At 39.8% G+C, this 20,120-nt stretch carries 17 protein-coding genes and 1 CRISPR repeat array; of the genes, 11 read left to right on the plus strand and 6 right to left on the minus strand.

What is annotated here, in order from left to right; translation table 11 throughout:
- The first annotated feature begins 279 nt into the window (after positions 1–279).
- Positions 280–1,569: a CRISPR direct-repeat array (repeat unit 37 nt; unit sequence CTAACAATCCTCAGCAATGGGGATTGAGAATTGAAAC).
- Positions 1,570–1,645: 76 nt separating this feature from the next.
- Together PL8927_RS20440 and PL8927_RS20445 are read left to right on the plus strand one after the other, a co-directional pair.
- Positions 1,646–1,915 carry a hypothetical protein gene (locus tag PL8927_RS20440; RefSeq protein WP_083625247.1) on the plus strand — a complete coding sequence of 90 codons (270 nt, stop codon included), beginning with the start codon at positions 1,646–1,648 and terminating at the stop codon, positions 1,913–1,915.
- 17 nt (positions 1,916–1,932) lie between these two features.
- Entirely contained in the window at positions 1,933–2,613 is a 681-nt protein-coding gene (locus tag PL8927_RS20445) for an energy-coupling factor ABC transporter ATP-binding protein (protein ID WP_083625250.1), read from the plus strand.
- Between the two features lie 59 nt (positions 2,614–2,672).
- Here PL8927_RS20445 and PL8927_RS20450 read toward each other — a convergent pair whose 3' ends face one another.
- Together PL8927_RS20450 and PL8927_RS20455 are read right to left on the minus strand one after the other, a co-directional pair.
- Positions 2,673–3,377 (minus strand): VanW family protein, encoded by a 705-nt coding sequence (locus PL8927_RS20450; RefSeq protein ID WP_231506080.1) that lies wholly within the window; start codon positions 3,375–3,377, stop codon positions 2,673–2,675.
- 272 nt (positions 3,378–3,649) lie between these two features.
- Positions 3,650–4,774, minus strand: coding sequence for a THUMP domain-containing class I SAM-dependent RNA methyltransferase (locus PL8927_RS20455; protein WP_083625253.1), 1,125 nt, complete (start codon positions 4,772–4,774; stop codon positions 3,650–3,652).
- A 485-nt stretch (positions 4,775–5,259) separates the two neighbouring features.
- On the opposite strand from PL8927_RS20455, the gene amt reads away from it, so the two are divergent.
- Both amt and PL8927_RS20465 read left to right on the plus strand, forming a co-directional pair.
- Positions 5,260–7,944 (plus strand): ammonium transporter, encoded by a 2,685-nt coding sequence (gene amt, locus PL8927_RS20460; RefSeq protein ID WP_083625256.1) that lies wholly within the window; start codon positions 5,260–5,262, stop codon positions 7,942–7,944.
- Positions 7,945–8,116: 172 nt separating this feature from the next.
- A complete protein-coding gene (locus tag PL8927_RS20465) occupies positions 8,117–9,607 on the plus strand; it encodes an ammonium transporter (protein WP_083625258.1) in 1,491 nt (496 codons plus the stop codon).
- A gap of 207 nt (positions 9,608–9,814) precedes the next feature.
- Here the strand turns inward: PL8927_RS20465 and PL8927_RS20470 are convergent, their stop codons facing one another.
- Complete coding sequence (locus PL8927_RS20470) at positions 9,815–11,023, minus strand: RNA-guided endonuclease InsQ/TnpB family protein (protein WP_083625260.1); 1,209 nt, start codon at positions 11,021–11,023, stop codon at positions 9,815–9,817.
- Between the two features lie 267 nt (positions 11,024–11,290).
- Between PL8927_RS20470 and PL8927_RS20475 the strand changes: the two genes are divergently transcribed.
- The 6 genes from PL8927_RS20475 to PL8927_RS20500 all read left to right on the plus strand — a co-directional run bounded on the left by PL8927_RS20475 (position 11,291) and on the right by PL8927_RS20500 (position 16,388).
- Positions 11,291–12,145, plus strand: coding sequence for a GDSL-type esterase/lipase family protein (locus PL8927_RS20475; RefSeq protein ID WP_156093265.1), 855 nt, complete (start codon positions 11,291–11,293; stop codon positions 12,143–12,145).
- 4 nt (positions 12,146–12,149) lie between these two features.
- Positions 12,150–13,319, plus strand: coding sequence for an FAD-dependent urate hydroxylase HpxO (hpxO, locus tag PL8927_RS20480; RefSeq protein ID WP_083625266.1), 1,170 nt, complete (start codon positions 12,150–12,152; stop codon positions 13,317–13,319).
- A 56-nt stretch (positions 13,320–13,375) separates the two neighbouring features.
- On the plus strand, positions 13,376–13,738 hold the full coding sequence (gene uraH, locus PL8927_RS20485; protein ID WP_083625268.1) for a hydroxyisourate hydrolase: 363 nt from the start codon (positions 13,376–13,378) through the stop codon (positions 13,736–13,738).
- Between the two features lie 5 nt (positions 13,739–13,743).
- Positions 13,744–14,259 (plus strand): 2-oxo-4-hydroxy-4-carboxy-5-ureidoimidazoline decarboxylase, encoded by a 516-nt coding sequence (gene uraD, locus PL8927_RS20490; protein WP_197047500.1) that lies wholly within the window; start codon positions 13,744–13,746, stop codon positions 14,257–14,259.
- 111 nt (positions 14,260–14,370) lie between these two features.
- On the plus strand, positions 14,371–15,696 hold the full coding sequence (gene guaD / locus PL8927_RS20495; protein ID WP_083625270.1) for a guanine deaminase: 1,326 nt from the start codon (positions 14,371–14,373) through the stop codon (positions 15,694–15,696).
- Between the two features lie 35 nt (positions 15,697–15,731).
- Positions 15,732–16,388: an SH3 domain-containing protein gene (locus PL8927_RS20500; protein WP_083625273.1), complete on the plus strand. Its 657-nt coding sequence runs from the start codon at positions 15,732–15,734 to the stop codon at positions 16,386–16,388.
- 13 nt (positions 16,389–16,401) lie between these two features.
- On the opposite strand, the gene PL8927_RS20505 is transcribed toward PL8927_RS20500, so the two are convergent.
- From PL8927_RS20505 to larC, 3 genes are all read right to left on the minus strand, one after another.
- On the minus strand, positions 16,402–16,929 hold the full coding sequence (locus PL8927_RS20505) for a Ycf51 family protein (RefSeq protein ID WP_083625276.1): 528 nt from the start codon (positions 16,927–16,929) through the stop codon (positions 16,402–16,404).
- A 161-nt stretch (positions 16,930–17,090) separates the two neighbouring features.
- Positions 17,091–17,873 carry a slipin family protein gene (locus PL8927_RS20510; protein WP_083625279.1) on the minus strand — a complete coding sequence of 261 codons (783 nt, stop codon included), beginning with the start codon at positions 17,871–17,873 and terminating at the stop codon, positions 17,091–17,093.
- A gap of 171 nt (positions 17,874–18,044) precedes the next feature.
- Positions 18,045–19,349: a nickel pincer cofactor biosynthesis protein LarC gene (gene larC, locus PL8927_RS20515; protein WP_083625281.1), complete on the minus strand. Its 1,305-nt coding sequence runs from the start codon at positions 19,347–19,349 to the stop codon at positions 18,045–18,047.
- Positions 19,350–19,417: 68 nt separating this feature from the next.
- Between larC and PL8927_RS20520 the strand changes: the two genes are divergently transcribed.
- A complete protein-coding gene (locus PL8927_RS20520; RefSeq protein WP_083625283.1) occupies positions 19,418–20,083 on the plus strand; it encodes an L-threonylcarbamoyladenylate synthase in 666 nt (221 codons plus the stop codon).
- The last annotated feature ends 37 nt before the right edge of the window (positions 20,084–20,120 follow it).

Here is a 20,120-nt window from a genome sequence, read left to right on the forward strand (position 1 = left end):
ATTACGAGATTCTAACAATCTTCAGCAATGGGGATTGAAAATTGAAACAACCCTTAGCTGTTTTTGGGTGTTTATGCCAGAACCCTTATTCTGTAGGAGTTCTGGTATTTTTTTAAAAAATAGGTTGGCGCAATTTGTGTAAGGCTTAATCTGAAAGGGATTCAAGGATTTTTTTTGAATACAAACTTGACAAATAATGGGGAGATTTGCTATTATTAACTTAGGTTGGCGGAATTGCACCTTGAAAATTAAATATCACAGGGGTTCCAGCAGCCTGCTCTAACAATCCTCAGCAATGGGGATTGAGAATTGAAACTTGATCTCTCTGTACCCGTTATCTTCAGCTATAAGCTAACAATCCTCAGCAATGGGGATTGAGAATTGAAACAGGATATTATGATGCTTTAGAGGCTCTACTGGAAGCTAACAATCCTCAGCAATGGGGATTGAGAATTGAAACTGCCTTTAGCCAATGACCGCTTTACTGGGAAAAGCTAACAATCCTCAGCAATGGGGATTGAGAATTGAAACTCATATTGCCTCACGCCCGTAACTAGCGGCGACCCCTAACAATCCTCAGCAATGGGGATTGAGAATTGAAACTTTACCGAGCCCGACGTAAAGGGTATTAGGGGGTGTGTTGACTAACAATCCTCAGCAATGGGGATTGAGAATTGAAACAACATAGTTAGAAACTCCCTCTACAACTTGTTTACTAACAATCCTCAGCAATGGGGATTGAGAATTGAAACAAGTTCGACTCTATTGAACAGAAATATCAGTGGCACTAACAATCCTCAGCAATGGGGATTGAGAATTGAAACAACTTAGGATTCAATCTAGCCTGAGTTGCCAGATTAGAACTAACAATCCTCAGCAATGGGGATTGAGAATTGAAACGAATTTTATCTCAAAGATAGATGTGATCAAAAGATACTAACAATCCTCAGCAATGGGGATTGAGAATTGAAACCAATATCAACAGGAAGAACGTCAACAGAAACAGACTAACAATCCTCAGCAATGGGGATTGAGAATTGAAACCCTCTAAACGCCCTAACCCAACAACTCCCATGATCTAACAATCCTCAGCAATGGGGATTGAGAATTGAAACACCAAGTACAATTGATTAGCTTACGGGAGGCTTTAAACTAACAATCCTCAGCAATGGGGATTGAGAATTGAAACCAGGTGCTTTGATGTCCTTTCGTGGAGGGTGTCAGCTAACAATCCTCAGCAATGGGGATTGAGAATTGAAACAAGTTTTTAACAGGAAGATCTAACTCCTTAATCCGCTAACAATCCTCAGCAATGGGGATTGAGAATTGAAACGATTGAGAATTAAAATAATTCGGTTGACCCCATCATCCTCTAAAATAGTAGGGGTATAACAATCCTCAGCAATGGGGATTGCGAATTGAAACCAGTTTACGTCAACAACCCCGTCAACTTCTACAACCTAACAATCCTCAGTAATGGGGATTGCGAATTGAAACCAGTTTACGTCAACAACCCCGTCAACTTCTACAACCTAACAATCCTCAGTAATGGGGATTGCGAATTGAAATAAACAAATAAACAAACAAACAAACACTGAAAACGATATAGTAAGAGATTGAAATTCTTAACGGTTTTTGAGATCCTATGTTCACCGTAGACATTATTGTTAAATCCGTTGCCGTCCCGTTGTCCATTCAAAAAAAATCTGCCGAGGATGCAGAAGCGGTTTACAATCACATTTTAGAAGTGCTGCGGGGAGGAACAGCGCAGATCTTAGAATTTAGTTGCGATAAAATGACCGAGAAAAAACTGGCAATTCTCAGCAGTGAAATTTCTGCGGTACAAATTTCTGACAAAATGGGGGGAAATGCGGCCGGAAGAGCCCCTGGTTTTGTCGGTGTAAAGGCAGAATAGAGGAAACTACAAGGAGCATGGAATCTTCCAGTCCAGCGATACGGGTACAAGAACTATGCTTTAGTTGGCCAAGCGGGGCACAGGTGTTAAAATCCTGTTCCCTGGATGTTCCTAAAGGAGAGTTTTGGATGCTTTTGGGAACTAATGGCAGTGGAAAGTCAACTTTATTGCGCTTATTAGCAGGTTTATTAAAGTCTCAGTCGGGAGAAATACAAACCCAAGGACGGGTCGGGTTTGTATTTCAAAATCCTGATCATCAGTTAGTGATGCCAACGGTAGGCGCTGATGTTGCGTTTGGGTTAGTTGAGGATAAGTTACCCTGGATAGAAGTTAAACAACGGGTGGAAGATGCCTTGGCTGCGGTGAAATTATTGGAGTTACAACGCCGTCCGATTTATGCGTTAAGTGGAGGTCAAAAACAAAGAATTGCGATCGCGGGAGCTTTAGCTAGACATTGTGAAGTATTATTATTAGATGAGCCTACCGCGTTATTAGATCCTGATAGTCAAAATGATTTAGTGATTGAAGTCCAACGGTTAGTGAAAACGCGAGGAATAACTGCGTTATGGGTGACACACCGTTTAGAGGAATTAAATTATAGTGATGGCGCGTTTTTATTAGAAAATGGTCAAGTTGTGGGTGAAGGTGATCCTGAACCGTTGAAAAAACGATTAATGCAAAAGGAATTAAGGATTTAAACACAAAGACAGGAAGACACAAAGAAGATCAAGATTAAGGTTGACATCCTTCGATAAAGTCAATCATTTTTTTTGAGTCCTTGTTGCGCTTCAACTCTAAACTCAATCTTAAATTCTAAGAGTGTTTCTGAAGAACATAAGAATCCGGTGATTTCTTCCTCTAACAAATAAAACCGAAAACAGATAGGAACAGATAACGTATTTTGAAACCGCAGATCTTTATATCCATAAACAACCGTTGCGTCTGAACCTAAAGGAGCAAAACGGGTTTCTTCTGTATAAATATCTTGAGAATGGGGATGTCTTTCTAAGGGGATCAGACCCGCTTTTAAGATTAAATAGTAAATCAGTCCAGAGAGTTGACACAAACCTCCACCGATATCTGATTTTAGTTGATTATTAACAATCGCTCGTCCTTCTCGATAACCATTTTTAATATTAGGTTCTCCGACTAAATACCAAAAGGAAAAAATTTCGCCCGGTTGAATTAAAATATTTTCAATTTGAGCGATCGCTGTGGCTAAATTATGTTTTTTATTTTCAAAATAGTTTGTTTTCTTAACGGCTTGAACGATTTTAATTTGTTCTCTAAAATCTTGTTGTTTTTCAAGAGTCATAATTTGTCGTTTAACAAACTTGCTCTTTTGTCCTGATAACTGATCTAATATTTCTCTTTTTGTTACTTGTAAATATCGTCTAAAATCAGCAGAAAATAATGTTTTCAAATTAGAATTTGATAAAACTAATTTCCAGTTTTTTTTCATATCTTTTGGCAATTTAGGAATTCAATAGATACAAAGGGTATATAGCAATCCGTGTAGGGGTTGGGTCTCCCAACCCTCTTGACGCCTGGTTTCGGAGGGACGCAACCCCTACAGGTTTTAATCACAAATCCTACACGGATTGCTATAAATATTATTAAAGGGCTTTTTTTATGATGATTTTATAGGGGAGTAGGGGGTGATGATGGGCGAAGCCCATCCTACTTTGAGCCGGGTATAATTAATTTTTGGGGGACGACTGATAGCAGTATAAACTAATATAGCTCATACTTTAATAACGTACAAGGTAAAGAACCATTATAAACGGCAATTCTCCGAGAAGTTCTTAAACCGACTTGTTTTCCTAATGTTTTATTTCCCGTGAGAATATACGCTGTCCAGCCTTTAAACCGTTGTTTAAACGTATCTCCTAATTGTTTATATAAAGGAGCCAATTCTTCAATATTTCCCAGGCGTTCGCCATAGGGAGGATTACAAATAATGACGCCATGATCCGCCGGAGGTTCTATCTGAGATAATTCGATTTGTTGTAACTGAATTTGTTTAGCGACACCACAACGTTGAGCATTTGCAGAGGCTTGATGTAGAATATCCTCATCTTGATCAGAACCTACAATGGGGGCGGTTAAGGTGGTTAATTGTGCGTCTAATGCGTCTTGTTTTAGACTTTCCCATAATTTAGCATCAAAGTCTTTCCACTTCATAAACCCAAAGGTTTCTCGAAATAACCCAGGGGCAATATTTAAGGCTTTTAAACTGGCTTCTATGGGTAAAGTTCCTGACCCACATAAAGGGTCTAAAAACGGTAAATCAGGATGCCATTCTGCCATATCTAATAAGGCAGAGGCTAAACTTTCTTTTAAGGGAGCAATTCCAACGGCCGGACGATAGCCCCGGCGATGTAAACTGGTTCCAGAACTATCTAAACTTAAAATTCCGTGATTTTCATGGAGATGAAGATTAATCCATAAATCCGGGTTATTAATATCAATATCTGAGCGATCGCCAAATTCTAAACGCTGTTGATCAATAATAGCATTTTTAACTTGGAGGGCGGTAAAATGGGTATGGTTTAAGGCTTGATTCTTTCCTGTACAATTAACCGCAAAAGTATTCAGGGGCGATAAATACTCCGACCAATTAATATTTTGGACTTCCTGATACAATTCTTGAGCATTGGCACAGGAAAATTCAGCAATGGGAACTAAAACCCGAAATAGGGTTCTTCCCCAAAGATTGACTCGATAAAGCAGCTTGCGAGAACCGGTGAAATGAACTCCGGTAAATTCAGGACGAACATTTTCAGCGCCTAAACGTTCTAACTCTTGAGCAGCAATAACTTCTAAACCCTTAGCAACTGTGGCAAAATACTGGGTCATTGAGGATAAAATTCTGGCTTGTACCGTTCCACAAACCAAAGCTCAAGTCAAACTTGAGCCGGGATGCTTCCTGTTGAGTATTATTTTCACTCAGGAACAAAGTCCGAGGAAATTTTACCTTACAGGCAGATACGGTAGAACTTACCGCCTTTAACGATTTAAAACTAACCCGAATACATTCTCCAAAATTGGAGTTTTCCGAAGAACGTATGTTTCCTTTTGATCAGAAAGGACACCGGCGACTGGCCGTGTTTCGTCTCGGTGTCCTTAGCTGGTTCGCTCCTCACACGCTTGTTACTCTACCCAACCGACCTTCCATTTGTCAACACTTCAAAGATTGTAATTTCTTATTGAATCTTCCAGCCTGGAAATGCTGACCCCAAACATCACCGCCGAAAGGATTTCATAGCAAATGTATAAAAATCCACAAAAACCCCTAGGATAAATTGAGATAATGTTGAGTTGAGTGAGTAATCGATAATTCAGTGATTGATATTCTCTGGCTGCTGGTCTGTTCGGGCTTAGTCTTTTTGATGCAGCCCGGATTTATGTGTTTAGAGTCGGGTTTAACCCGTTCCAAGAATAGTATTAATGTTGCAGTCAAAAATTTTGCTGACTTTGGCATTTCCGTGACCCTGTTTTGGGCCTTCGGCTACGCCCTAATGTTTAGCAAGACACCAACGGGAGGGATTGACCTACAAGCTTTCTTTTTTGATACCACATCTTCCCCAGGGGAAGCGGCATTTTTTCTGTTTCAAACCATGTTTTGTAGTACCGCCACAACAATCGTTTCAGGGGCATCGGCGGAACGGATGAAATTTGGGTCTTATTTATTAGTTGCCGCCTTAACCTCTGGACTGATTTATCCCATTTTTGGCCATTGGGCGTGGAATGGGATTGAAACCAATCACTTAACGGGGTGGCTGGGACAACTTGGGTTTGTGGATGCGGCCGGGTCTACGGTCGTTCATAGTATTGGAGGATGGGTTTCCCTGGCGGTGCTGTTGGTTATTGGGCCACGGCTGGGACGCTTTTCGACGGATAAACCGTCTCAACAAATGCGGGGGTCAAACCTTCAGTTATCCGTATTGGGAGCGATGTTGCTGTGGTTAGGGTGGTTAGGATTTAACGGGGGCAGTTACTTACATTTAGATATTCAAGTCACCACAATTATTGTTAATACGATTTTGGCAGGGACGTCGGGAATGTTAATCGGAGTTGTCTTGGGTTGGCTACTCCATCGCCGACCGGAAGTCGAACTGATTATTAATGGTTCCTTGGCGGGGTTAGTCGCTATTACGGCGTCCTCCCATGCTGTCTCGACTCCGATGGCTTCTATTATTGGAGGAATTGGGGCGATATTCATGGTGTTGGTGTCTGTTACTCTGCAACGATGGCAGATTGATGATGCCGTTGATGCCGTTGCGGTTCATGTCGGGGGAGGAGTTTGGGGAACCTTAGCCGTTGCTATTTTTGGCCAACCCGATTTACTGAATACGGGGTTATCCCGCAGTGAACAACTGCTGGTTCAATTATTAGGTATTGGGGTATCTTTTCTCTGGGGATTTGGTTTAACCTGGCTGATTTTATACACTATTAATCATTATTTTCCCTTGCGAGTTTCTGTAGAGGCAGAAACAACAGGGTTAAATATTTCTGAACATGGAGCCAAAACCGAAATTTATGATTTGTTTGAAGTCATGGAATATCAAGCTCGTACCCAAGACTTTAGGCGACGGGTTCCTGAAAATCAGTTTACGGAAGTGGGTCAAATTGGCTTTCGCTATAACCAAGTCATGCAAGCCCTGGAAGATTCGTTAACCCAAACCCAAGCGATTATTGAAAACGCCACGGATGCCCTGATTACCTTTGCCAACCCAACGGGGGAAATTTTAAGGATTAATCCCAGTGCCGAAACAATATTTGGCTATCCGGCTACGGAATTAATTGGAATGTCAATTCTCCATCTTTTTGATTGGCCTACATCCCAAATTCAGGAACAAAAAACCTTGTTGGAAAAATGTTTATTGCAAGGTCGTCAAGCCGTTGTCGGTCGTCGGGCGAATGGGTCTTGTTTTCCCTTAGAAGCGACAATTAACGAGGCAAAATTCGGCTATCAATCCTTTTTTATGGGAACCTTTCGGGATTTATCCCCCCATAAACGGGCTGAGGAAGCCTTACAACAAGCCGAAGAACGATTGAAAACCTCTCTGGAATTAAAACGGAAAAATGATCAACTTAAACATACCCTTAAAGAACTTAAAAAAACTCAAATTCAACTGATTCAAAGTGAAAAAATGTCAAGTTTAGGTCAACTGGTAGCAGGCATTGCCCATGAGATTAATAATCCGGTTAATTTTGTTTATGGCAATTTAATTCATGCAACTAATTATACCCGTGATGTGTTAAACTTATTGGATCTTTATCAGCAAGAATCTGTTAACCCCAGTGAAATAATTCAGCAAGAAATAGAATCGATTGATTTAGAGTTTCTCAAGGATGATTTTCCCAAAATTGTTGAATCAATGCAGGTTGGAGCCGATAGAATTCGGGATATTGTGCGCTCGTTAAGAACTTTTTCCCGTCATGATGAAGCGGAATTAAAACAGGTAAATCTTCATGAAGGTGTAGAAAGTACCTTGATGATTTTGAAAAGTAAACTTAAACCTCAAGGGAAATTAACCGGAATTGAAGTGATTAAGGACTATGGCAATATTCCCTTAGTTGAATGCTATCCGGGGCTATTGAATCAGGTATTTATGAATCTGATTAATAATGCCATTGATGCTCTCCATGATTCAATGATGCAGGATAAATTTTCTCTGATATCCTGTGATAAATCCCAGATTCAGCCTCAAATTGTGATTCGTACCCTATCGGTGAATCATCAACGAATTTTGATTGAAATAGCAGATAATGGTTTGGGAATTCCTAAAGAGATTCGTTCTAAGCTGTTTGACCCCTTTTTTACAACAAAACCCGTCGGGAAGGGAACAGGTTTAGGGTTGTCCATTAGCTATCAAATTATTGTAGAACACCATAAAGGCCGAATTTGGTGCGAGTCGGAACTGGGAGAATACACTAAATTTTTGATAGAAATTCCGGTCAAACAAATCCTAGAATCTAAGACTTACAAAGACAGTGAACAGTTATTGACGGTTGACAGTTGACCGTTAACTATTAACGGCTTCATAGCCGAGAACGGTTCAAAAAACTGTATTGCTCAATACAGAAACTCTGTTAATAATCTATCAAAAATTGTTAATACTTTAGTTAACAATCAACCACTCACTAGCAGTTCTCTGAATTCCTCTACTGACATCAATTCATAAATCCAACACGATGTTTATCCTCAAAAAAGCCCACTATTCAGGAAAGCGACGACACAAAAATGCGAGTCGTTTCACGGCCAAACTCAATACTGCGATTCTGAAATTACAGCATTCTCGATGGCTGTCTCCGACTTGGTTAGCCTGTATCCCGTTAACTGCGATTATCGTTGGAGCCTGGGGTTTAGCCGCCGTTGCTCAAGAAGACGCTCCTCCTCTGACCCCAGATATGGTTCAGGGTTATTTAAACACGGCCTGGGTTTTAGTGGCTTCGATTCTGGTGATTTTTATGAACGCTGGTTTCTGTATGTTAGAAACGGGCTTCTGTCGCCAGAAAAATGCCGTTAACGTTTTAGCAAAAAACTTAATTGTATTCGCCTTAGCAACCCTAATTTTTTGGGCGTTTGGATTTTCCTTTATGTTGGGCGGGGAAAACCCCTTCATTGGCGGTGGCGGTTATTTCCTCACCGGACAGCCAGAAACCTACGGTTTAAGCCCCTTTCCCGCCGGATTACCCGTTCCTTTATTGTTCCTGTTTCAAGTCGCTTTCGCGGGAACGGCCGCCACGATTGTATCAGGAGCCGTAGCTGAACGCATTGAATTTATTGCCTTTATACTCTTTAGTGTCCTTTTGGTGGGTATTGCCTACCCGATTACAGGTCATTGGGTTTGGGATAGTGCAGGTTGGTTAGCCCAAGCTGGATTTAAAGATTTTGCAGGTTCCACCGTTGTTCACTCCGTTGGCGGATGGGCGGCATTAATGGGGGCTGCATTCCTTCGCCCTCGTTTAGGGAAATATGGCCCCGATGGACAACCTCGTGCCATTCCCGGTCATAACATGAGTATCGCCACATTAGGCTGTTTAATTCTGTGGATAGGCTGGTTTGGGTTTAATCCCGGTTCCACCTTAGCCGCCAATGAACAAATTGCCTACATTGCCGTTACCACCAACTTAGCCGCCGCTGCTGGAGGGGTTGCTGCAACCGCTACATCCTGGTTTAAGGATGGTAAACCCGATTTATCCATGATTATTAACGGGGTTTTAGCGGGTTTAGTCGCCATTACCGCCAGTTGTGATTCCGTTAGCTATCTGAGTGCTGTGATTATTGGGGCAATTGCTGGGGTGATTGTTGTCTATTCCGTTGGTTTCTTTGACAGCATCAAAATTGATGACCCCGTTGGTGCAACCTCTGTTCACTTAGTTTGTGGAGTCTTTGGAACTTTAGCCGCTGGAATTTTTGGCGGTGCTAATTTTGGCATCCAACTCTTAGGTATTCTCTCTATCGGCGGATTTACCGTTGTTCTCAGTACGATTTTCTGGTTAGCCCTCAAAGCCACTGTTGGCTTACGAGTTCATGCTGAACAAGAATTTGAAGGCTTGGACATCGCCGAACACGGCATGGAAGCCTATGCTGGCTTTCTTAAAGATGAAGTTGGCCCCGGCTTAGGCAGTTCTGGGTCTAGTTTTTCCGCCGGAAGCAGTAGTGTTAGCAGTCGTTACTAACGAATGAGTTTCGGGTGTCGGGTGTCGGGTCTGTTGTCTGCTGAGGCGTTAACAGTCAACCCTCAAAAGTCAACAGACAACATACCCCAAACAGGGGTATTTTTTTGTTAATTTGAGAGAAACCGATGTTATCTCCCTATTCCCTGTTCCCTATTCGCTGCTATAAATATTAAATGGACAGGTTAGGTTGAGTCAGTCTTGTGTGAACTACCCACACTTACTCGTAGAGAAGTGTGGGCTTCCAACTTCGACGGGGATAGCATCTGATAGAACAGAAGTTTGATCAGACGACTTACATCCCCTCAGATTGGCAGTGTCGCTAGTTCCTAACGACAAAATCCGCAAGGCTTCATTTTTGATATTGATGGAAGCATTTATATCTCTATCATGGGTGGTTTGACAATGTTCACAAGTCCAACTTCTAACATCAAGCGGTAGACTACCCACTTGATTTAGGCAGACATTACAAGTTTTAGAAGAAGGGAAAAATCGATCAACTTCGATATAGGTTTTCCCTTCTTTTTCAGCTTTATATTTCAACATTGTGCAGAACATTCCCCAGCCACAATCGCTAATCGCCTTGGCTAATTTATGGTTTTTAACCAGATTCTTAACCCCTAGATTTTCTACAGCAATAATTTGGTTTTCATTAACTATCTTGCGGGATAGCTTGTGTAGAAAATCTTCCCGGCAACGAGAGATTTTAGCGTGGACTTTGGCAACTTTTAATCTAGCCTTTTGTCTGTTATTACTTCCTTTCTGCTTCCGAGAAAGTTTTTGTTGTTTCCGTTTTAAATTATGTTGCTGTTGAGCAATCTGCTTAGGATTACTGTATTTTGAACCCTCGCTAGTAATCGCCAAATGAGTTAACCCTAAATCAATCCCAATTGCTTTTCCATTCGTTGATGGGTTAGGCGTTTCCTTACCGTCATCAACTAAGACAGAAGCATAGTATTTTCCATCAGGGTTCTTTGAAATAGTAACAGTTTTGATTGTCCCTTCAAAATCTCGGTGACGACGACAATAAACTAACCCAATTTTACCGGGTAGCTTTAGATAATCCCCTTCAAATTTAACGTTTTGGGGATAACTAATTGATTGTCTGCCGTGTTTGGATTTTAATCGAGGTAATCTCGCCCGTTTGTCAAAGAAGTTTTTGTAAGCTGTGGATAAATTGAGAGCGACGACTTGCAAACATTGGGAATAGGCATCTGTTAACCAAGAATATTCCTTTTTCAATTGAGGTAATAATCCTTGAATGGCTGCTCTTGATAACCCTTTCCCTGTTATTTTATAGGTTTCTTGGCACAAGTTTAAGGCATAATTCCAATACCATCGGCAACAGCCAAAGCTCTTAGCTAAGGATATCTGTTGCTCTGGGGTTGGATATATACGGTATTTGTATGCCTGAAACATTATCGGTTTCAAACTCTTTGATATAATCTAACATATTGTTGTTAATCTTGTCGGGATTGGGACATACAAAATCAACTTGGGGGAGTCCGTGTTGTTACTGAGCGTTCGACTGAGCTCACGCCGAAGTCTCACGCCGAAGTCTCACGCCGAAGTTTTGTCGAAGTATCCCACGCTGATTTCTAGTTATTTTTTGGCGGGCAGTTAAATTCAGCGTGGGACTTACCGCTCCTCCAAACCCCCTCTTTAGTTAAACAGCATTGGAATCCAGTGTTTATTCGCTCGAAAACCATTCCTCATTGGGCTTGGATATCCTTAATTAGCAATGGATTACTTCTGTTCATCGTCATTGGATTGATGATACAGAGGCAATCTATTTCTAGTACAACCTCTGTATCCCCGTTAACAGATGTTGTTCAAGCAACTCAGTTACAATCAATGCCAGAATCAACTTTGATGAATTCGCCAGTTACACCCCGTCATCGTTGGACGTATGAACAATGGGTTGAACAATTGAAGCGGGAAGCTGATGCCGTTGCGACAAAAGCACCAGAACACTTAAATATTTTGGTAGGAGATTCCTTAAGTTTGTGGTTTCCTGCTGAACTTTTACCCGCAGAACAAACCTGGTTAAATCAAGGGATTTCTGGAGAAATCTCCGCAGGATTATTAAAGCGAGTCAAGTTATTTGATATTACTCAACCCGATAGAATTTTTGTCATGATTGGCATTAATGATTTAATTCGGGGGGTAGATGACACCATACTATTAAATAATTATCGAGAAATTATTCGAGATTTACGTTGGGTGCATCCCGATACTCAAATCGTTGTGCAATCTATTCTGCCTCACAGTGGCAAACAGTCTAATTGGGAAGGACGCGACCGTTTATTAAAAATTTCCAATCAACGCATTCGCCACTTAAATCAAGTCTTAAAATTAATCGCTGAGGAAGAAGGCGCTTATTATTTTAATTTACATCCTTTATTTACGGATGCAGACGGCAATTTACGACCGGAGTTAAGCACAGATGGTTTACATTTAAGTCAACAAGGTTATTTAGTTTGGAGTTCTGCCTTAAAATTGTATACCCAAATTGCCTTAGAGGAATCTTCTAACCCTTAAAATTATGAATCATCTAAAAGTTATTATTATCGGCGCAGGTATTGGCGGCTTAACCGCAGGTTTAACCCTACGACGAGCCGGATATACTATTGAAATTTACGAAAAAACCAGCGAAATTCGTCCCGCAGGTGCAGGAATTTCGATTTGGTCAAATGGGGTTAAAGTTCTCAATAGTTTAGGGTTGGGGGATGAAATTGCCAAAATTGGCGGACAGATGGATATCATGGAATATCGCAGTCACACCGATGAATTATTGAATCAAATTCATCTAAATTCCCTAGTACAAACCGTAGGACAACGACCCTATCCCGTGTCTCGAACAGAATTACAATCCTTACTTTTAAACGCCTTTAATACCGATATTGAAACCGTTAAACTCAATGCTCAATGTATTAGAATTGAACAGGATGAACATCGAGTCACCGCCTATTTTGCCGATGGTTATCAAACCAGTGGAGATGTATTAATTGCAGCCGATGGAGCCCATTCTCAATTGCGCGATTATGTAGTCGGTCATCCGGTAAAATTACGTTATGCTGATTATGTTAATTGGAATGGTTTAGTTGAAATTAATGGAGATTTAGGCGATAAAAATACTTGGGTGATTTATGTCGGAGAAGGCAAACGCGCCTCCATGATGCCCATCGGAAATCATCAGTTTTATTACTTCTTTGGTTGTCCAATGGTAAAAGGAACTATTGTTGAACCCGAATCTCGTCAACAGGAATTAAAACAGATTTTTGCCGGATGGCCGTTTCCTGTTCAAAGTTTAATTGAACATCTCAACCCTTATGAGTCAAACCGTTTAGAAATTCATGATTTAGACCCCTTAAAAACTTTAGTTCGAGGTCGAGTAGCCTTATTAGGAGATGCGGCCCATGCCACAACCCCAACATTAGGACAGGGAGGCTGTCAAGCGATGGAAGATGCCGAAATATTATCTCGATTTTTATTAACCACAAATATAGGAGTAGAATATGCCTTAAAACGATATGAAACCGCACGCAAAGAACGCACTTCAACCCTAGTTCTCAAAGCTCGAAAACGCGCCGATATGATTTACGGAAAACACCCAGATTTAACTCAAAAATGGTATGAACAACTCAAACAAGAAACGGAAACAGATGTTATTAATGCTTTATCCCAAACCATTCTAGGAGGGCCGTTTCATTAAAAAACTAAAAAACCTGGCTTCTGAAAAAGTCTGTTTTAACCCTTTAATTTTATCCTATGGTTGCTAAACTCACAACTCATGTATTAGATACGGCGCAAGGTCGTCCTGCGGTTAACTTACGAATTGAATTATGGCAGATTAATAGAGAAACAGGAGAACGAATTCAATTAAAAACAGTAGTCACAAATACCGATGGCAGAACCGATAATCCCCTATTAACAGAAACAGAATTAAAGCCGGGAACTTATGAATTAATATTTGCAGTAGGAGACTATTTTAAAACTGAATATAAATCTCTCCCACAACCCTTATTTTTAGATCAAATTCCAATTCGATTTGGCATTGCTGACCCCACAGTTGCCTATCATGTTCCGTTATTAGTTTCTCCCTGGTCTTATAGTACCTATCGAGGCAGTTAAACCCCATGCAAACCTATTCCTTATCCGCCTTAAATCAAATGACTCAAGAAGAATTTATCACCACATTAGGAACTATTTTTGAAGATTCCCCTTGGGTAGCAAAACAAGCCTGGTTAAAACGACCCTTTCAGGATATTCAATCATTATATCAAACAATGGTTGCTGAAGTTAAAAATAGTAATTCACAACAACAATTAGCCTTAATTTGTGCCCATCCCGACTTAGGAAGTCAAGCAAAAATGGCAGAAGCATCCGTTAAAGAACAAGCCGGAGTTGGGTTAGACCGTCTAACATCTGCTGAATATCAACACTTTCATCAACTCAACCAAACCTATAAAAATAAATTCGGGTTTCCCTTTATTATTGCCGTTAAAAACCATACAAAAACCAGTATTTTAGCTGCGTTTGAACAACGGTTAAATCATTCTATAGAAACCGAAAAAATAACCGCCCTAGAAGAAATTTATAAAATCGCCCAATTTCGCCTCCATGAAAAATTTGCTCAAACTTCATCCCCGTAGGGTGCGTAAGCAAAGCGCACGCACCATCTATAACAATAAGCAGGAAAACATCTTTGTGTCTTTGTGTCTTTGTGGTTAAATAAATCTTAACCCCCAAACCAACCCTCAACCATGACCCACTTAAAACTATTTCGCTCCTCATTTTTAGACTTTATTAATGATCCCTTTTACGAATCAGAACAGAATAGTGTTCGTTATATTCCCGATGGATTATTAGTCGTAGAATCAGGAATTATTAAAGACTTCGATCATTATAACAATTTAAAAGAAAAATATCAAGGGTTTACAATTACCCATTATCCTAATTTATTAATCATGCCAGGATTTATTGATACCCATATTCATTTCCCCCAAACCGAAATGATAGCCTCCTATGGCGAACAACTCTTAGAATGGTTAAATCAATATACATTCCCCACAGAACGTAAATTTAGCAGTAAAGAATATGCTCAAAAAATAGCCTCTTTTTTCTTAGATGAACTTTTGAAAAATGGAACCACAACCGCCTTAGTTTTTGCAACAGTTTTCCCCCAGTCCGTTGATGCTTTTTTTGAAGAAGCCGAGCGCCGAAATTTACGGATGATTTCGGGAAAAGTGATGATGGATTCTCATGCACCCGATTATTTAAAAGATACCCCAGAAACCTCTTATCAAGAGACTAAAAGATTAATCCAAACTTGGCATAAAAAAGGACGTTTACTCTATGCAATTACCCCTAGATTTGCCATAACTTCCAGTCCTGAACAATTAAAAATAGCGGGAAAATTATTAACAGAATTTCCTGATGTTTATTTACAAACCCATCTTTCAGAAAACATTAAAGAAGTGGAATTTGTCGCCGAACTTTTCCCCAAAGCTCAACACTATTTAGGGGTTTATGATCAAGCGGGTTTAGTTGGAGAACGTTCAATTTTTGCCCATAGTATTCATTTAACCGATGATGAATTTAAACGCTTATCAGAGGCTAAATCGGCGATCGCATTTTGTCCAACTTCTAATTTATTCCTAGGAAGTGGACTGTTTAAACTCCATCAAGCCAAATCTAAAACCCATCCCATTCAGGTTGGTTTAGGAAGCGATATTGGAGCCGGAACCAGTTTTTCCCTGCTCCAAACTGCTAATGAAGCTTACAAAGTCGCTCAATTACAAAGTCAAACATTATCACCCTTTCAAGCTTTATTTTTAGCCACATTAGGAGGAGCAAAAGCATTAAAATTAGAGGATAAAATCGGGAGTTTTGACATTGGCAAAGAAGCGGATTTTATTGTATTAGATTATAATGCTACACCCTTAATGACTTTCAGAAATCAAAACATTCCCTCGACTCAAACCCGATCAGAAATTGCCGAAAAAGTATTTACACTGATAATTTTAGGAGATGATCGAGCGATTCAAGCAACTTATATTATGGGAGAGAGGACATATTCAAAAGAATAGGATAGAATGAACTTAATTAACTTTTAAATAATGATATGAGTCTTACGGCTATTGTTACCACTCCCGGCGATACCCTGAATGTTCGTTCTATTCCTAACGGTGAAATAGTTGATGTTTTAGAAAATGAAACTCAGGTTATCATTAGTGGAGATTCCATCAATGTTGAGGGTGAAATTTGGGTTTCTATTGGGACAAATCGTTGGGTGGCTGCGAACTTTTTAAAGATTATTGATCCTGCTATTCTAAACATTCCAGGCGCTAAAATTGTTTCCACACAAACCCAGGAACAAATCGGAGGAGGTTTACAGGTTTACCAAACTCAATTAATCGATAATACAGGTAAAATTATTGATCAAGTGCGTTGTGTTTCCGGTCGTATTGGTCAACAAATTCCCTCTGATGAACCGGGTTCTCAAACCCCTTTACCCTTCGGGATTTATACCTTTGATGCTCCGGGTATCGTTGAAGATGCACCCGGAGAATTTGGGGGAGTTTGGTCAGGAATTACACCCACTTTTCCAACTGAAAGAGCCGGGTTAGGATTGCATTATGATCCCTCGGCTTTGTTGTATGTTTCGCAAACGGGAACATCAGGATGTTTAGCAACACCAACGATAGAAGAACGAGAGATTATGACTCAATTTATTCTTGAATATCAACCCACCCATTTAATTGTTCAAACAGCAGATTAAACCCGAATAAAATTCAAGAGTTAAACTGTTTTAAACGGGCAAAATTTTGCTTGAAAATCTGAATTTCTAAATTTTTATCTTCTTGTTCCATAACCGAACGTTTCACTTGACCTAAATAGAGGGGTTGAGACACTTCTGCATCAGGATGAACAAGAGTTCGAGCGCGAATTAATAGCGCTTCTTGGTATTGTCCTCCTCGTCCAGGAGAATATAAATCCGCCGCCGCTTGACGTAATGTGGCATCTAATTGAGTTTCTGTAATATTAGGTGCAACCGCAATTACAATTTGTCTACCCCCATCATCAAATACACGAGCAAAACGAACTGCACCTGGAATTTGGACATGGTTTAGTAAACCTAAACTTAAGCCCAAAACCCCGGCGGTTAAAACTCCTGTAAAGCCAGTAATTCCCACTAATCTAAACCGAATTGCCCATTTAAAAATAAAGGCTAAAACGGTAATTCCGCCAAAGACTAAAGTAGCAATTCCTATCCATTTAGAAATCTCTAACAATTCTGCTGTTGATAATGAGAAGTTCATGACGGTGCTCAAACAAAAAACATCTAAACTTCTATCTTAATATTAAAAGGGTTACTTTGCATATTAATATTGTTTATATTAACCCTAAAATCACAGTAGGGGTGATGTCCCTTTAAACCCTCTTAAGGGTTGAAGTTGAAGACTAGACCCCATACTGGGGATTATACTTTCGGGGGTAGAGGAGGTTTTTGTTGGGGTGGAACACTCAAATTTTGAACAAATGGTAGTAAATCAGAGGGAAGCACAACAATAGTTGTCGTATTATTTTCAGTCCCAATTTCCGATAACATTTGCAACCGTCTTAACTCCAATGCTGCGGGATTTGCCATAATTACTTTAGAAGCTTCTGCTAATTTAATCGAGGCTTCTTGTTCGGCTTCAGCCTTAATTAAACGCGAACGTTTTTCTCGAAGTGCTTCTGCTACTTTTGCCATTGCTCGTTGCATGGAAGTCGGAATTTCAACATCTTTCATTTCCACTCTTTCAATCACAACTCCCCAAGATTCTGTCATTTCATCAACAACGTCTTGAATTTTATGATTAATTTTATCTCGATTTTGTAAAACATCATCAAGACTACTTTGACCAATCACATTTCGCAAAGTTGTTAACGCCGCTTGATAAACGGCTTTTTCATAACTTTCAACCTTAACAATTGCCTTAGACGGGTCAAGTAAACGATAATATAAAACAGCATTTACACGAATAGTAACACTATCGGACGTAATCGTTTCTTGCGGTTCAATATCAACGGTTTTTGTTCTAATATCCACTTGAACTTTTTGATCAATTACTGGAATGATCCAATATAATCCCGGCCCTTTTACATTTTGGACTCGTCCTAATCTGAAAATAACTCCCCGTTGATATTCTCGATCTAATTTAAACCCAGCAATGGTTAAATAAGCCAGAAAAATGAAAAAAGATCCAAAAATATAATTCATAATTTTTTATCTCAAATCCTGATTCTAGTATAAATAACAACAGGGATTAAGTTTGATTTCTTAATATTTTTTTAGGATTGAAGCTTTGAATTTTCTATGATCTAATATTATAAAACTTCCCTGTGCAAAAGTCAAAAACTATCAATCATAAATTAAAGAAATCCCAGAAACTTAAGGCAAACTATACCAACTTTGTAATGCTAATCGATGCACTTCTAACCAGCTAATTTTATGCTGTTTAGCAAGTTTTGCACAATCCTCATATTCCGGTTGAACATTCGTAATCTTTTTTCCCGAAAAAGCTACTTTAACTCGAACTAAACCATATTGAGTTTCAACCGTTTGAATATCCCGTTTCAGAATACTGCGATTTTGCAGCGTATGACGAATCCCTAATGTTGTCGTTTCTCGAAATAATATTGCTTCACAAACTTGACGGTGTTCAGGATAACAAATTACCGTTAATAATACCCCTAAACGAGATTTTTTCATCGTAATCGGTTGACTAAAAACATCAATTGCTCCCGCTTGAAATAACATTTCAAAGGTATAAGCAATCACTTGAGGACTTAAATCATCAATTTGGGTTTCTAATACAGAAATTGTCTCAGAAATCGTTTGAATTTCCGCATTAACCGTTGATAAAATATCTGAATCTAGGGATTGATGCTGTTCTCCAACCCACAGCCGTAAAATATTAGGAATAGGTAAATCATGGGAACCTGCTCCTAACCCAATAGTTTGAATCGATAAAGCCGGAGGTTCTCCAAACTGTTGAGCTAAAGTCACCGCAATAGCAGCCCCCGTTGGCGTGACTAATTCCCGTTCAATGCTATTACTATAAACCGGAACTTTCCCCATCTCAAATAATCTTAAAACCGCCGGAACGGGAACAGGTAACTGACCGTGTGCCGCCCAAACAGTTCCTCCGCCAGTGGGTAATGTTGAACAGTAAAATTGATCAATATTCAACCAATCTAAACCCAAACAAGTTCCCACAATATCGACAATAGCATCCGTCGCCCCTACTTCATGAAAATGCACCTCTTCTATGGAAATATCATGAACCGTTGCTTCCGCTTCCCCTAACTTCCGAAAAATAGCCAGACTCCAAACTTCTACCTGTTTCGGTAACTTGGCTTTGAGAATCATTGTCTCAATTTCTGACAAATGACGGGTGGTCGTTATATCATGGGTAGGATGATTTTCATGATCATGATGGTGATGATCATAATCATTAGGAGAATCCGTTGTTTTTGGGTGGAGTTGCTGTTGAGTTAAGTTCACCGAAACTTTCGTTGCTAACTGTCCTTGACGACGAACAGTTTCTACTTTGAACTGATATTCTGCCCCAATTCCCAGTAAGTCTAACTTTTCTTTTAAATAATCAATTGGAACCCCAGCATGGACTAACGCACCCAAGCACATATCGCCGGAAATTCCTGTAGGACATTGAAAATAAGCAATTTTAGTCATAATTTGTCATTAGTCTGTTAGTCTTAAAAGCAATATAAAATTTACTCTCTAAAATACAACATTTTGTTATGGCAATTCTGTACGACATTCATCCCCAAAACCCCCAAGAACGTACCCTAGAGAAGATTAAAGACGCCCTCAAGGATGGGGCGGTGATGCTGTACCCGACGGATACCGTTTATGCCATTGGCTGTGATTTGACCGTGAAGTCAGCCATTGAACGAGTCCGACGCATCAAACAACTCTCCAATGATAAACCCTTAACGTTTCTTTGTTCCTCATTATCAAATATTACCAATTATGCCATCGTTAGTGACTCTGCTTATCGTTTAATTAAGCACTTAATTCCAGGAACATATACCTTTGTATTACCTGCAACTAAATTAGTTCCTAAATTAGTCCTGGCTCCCAAACGCAAAACCACTGGAATTCGGGTTCCGAACCATCGACCTAGTTTATCAATTATTGAAACATTAGGCAATCCAATTATTTCAACTTCTGCCCATATTACCACAGAAGAAGACGGTCAAGCTCCGATTGCGTTACCCATAGAAGGTCATATTGATAAAGCCAAATTGTTCGATGGTTTAGACAAGTTAGTCGATATTATTGTTGATGATACCTCAGATCCAGGTTATCAAGTTTCAACGATTATTGATTTAACTAATGATCAGCCTATAATTGTTAGAAAAGGTCAAGGATGGGAACAAGCGCAAGAATGGTTTGAAGGATAAGCTGTTAAACATTAATAATTAACAGGAAGTTTCTATG

The sequence above is a fragment of the Planktothrix serta PCC 8927 genome, assembly GCF_900010725.2.
In the GTDB taxonomy this organism is placed as follows: domain Bacteria; phylum Cyanobacteriota; class Cyanobacteriia; order Cyanobacteriales; family Microcoleaceae; genus Planktothrix; species Planktothrix serta.